Consider the following 1,071-nt stretch of genomic DNA (forward strand, 5'->3'; position numbering starts at 1 on the left):
CCCGGCTGGAGACGGCGTATTCGGCAATCTGTCCCGGTATATCGTCGCCGTAGACTGTCGCCGGCTGGGCACCCAGCTGTTCGGCCAGCCGCAGGTTTTCCCGGAGCTCAGCCTTGCTCTTGTGAGTCAGCTCTTTGCTTCTAGGCGTTTCCACATATAATGCTGTAAAAGCCCCCCGGAACGCTTCGGCCATTCTCGCGGCTGTACGGATCACTTTTTTACTGGAAGCAGCAGAGGAGATACAGACCAGAATATGGTCTGCCGTATGATAGGCCTCCTCAGCAGCCCTGTCACCGGATCGCCGGGTAATCCGCCCCAGCTGGTCCGCAGTATAACGAAGGGCGATTTCCCGCAGGGCAATCAGCTTGCTTTTGACAAACAGCTGTGAAAAACTTTCGTGCTGCTCCTGCCCTTCTGTAACAAGCTTCCCCTTGTTCAGACGGTCCAGCAGATCATCCGGCGGAATATCAACCAGCTCAATCTGGTCAGCCCCTTCAAACACGCTGTCGGGAATCCGCTCCTGCACGGTCAGGCCGGTGATGGCTGCGACAATGTCATGCAGACTTTCAAGGTGCTGCACATTAACCGTTGTATATACATTGATTCCTGCACGCAGCAGCTCCTCAATATCCTGATACCGCTTCTTGTGCCGGCAGTCAGCACCGTTATGGTGGGCCAGCTCATCCACCAGGATCAGATCAGGCCGCCTGTGCAGGGCTTTATCCAGATCAAATTCCCGGGAAGGAAACGCAAGCCTCGGCAGCACCTCCAGCCCCTCCATCATCGCTTCCGTCTCCGGACGCTGGTGCGTTTCAATGTATCCCGCAACTACGTCCTTCCCGTCTCTTTGCTCGTCATGCGCAGCATTCAGCATGGCGCATGTCTTGCCGACCCCTTCCGCGTATCCGAAAAAGATTTTTAGCGTGCCGCGTTTTTTCCTCAGAGAGCTGTCTAAACCCTGCTCCTGGAATGGAACAGCGCTGTTCCGGTGATGTGCCATATCGATTCCCTTTCCGGCATGTAGTTGCTGTTAGCTAGTATAGCATGTGCAAAATCAGCATAGTATTACAA

The 1,071-nt window shown here is 54.7% G+C and carries 1 pseudogene; it reads right to left on the reverse strand.

What is annotated here, in order from left to right:
* Positions 1 to 1,000, reverse strand: a pseudogene (locus tag DEF28_RS26570) (histidine kinase); the annotation flags it as partial.
* Positions 1,001 to 1,071 lie beyond the last annotated feature (71 nt).

The sequence above is a fragment of the Marinitenerispora sediminis genome, assembly GCF_003336425.1.
Taxonomy (GTDB): Bacteria; Actinomycetota; Actinomycetes; order Streptosporangiales; family Streptosporangiaceae; genus Marinitenerispora; species Marinitenerispora sediminis.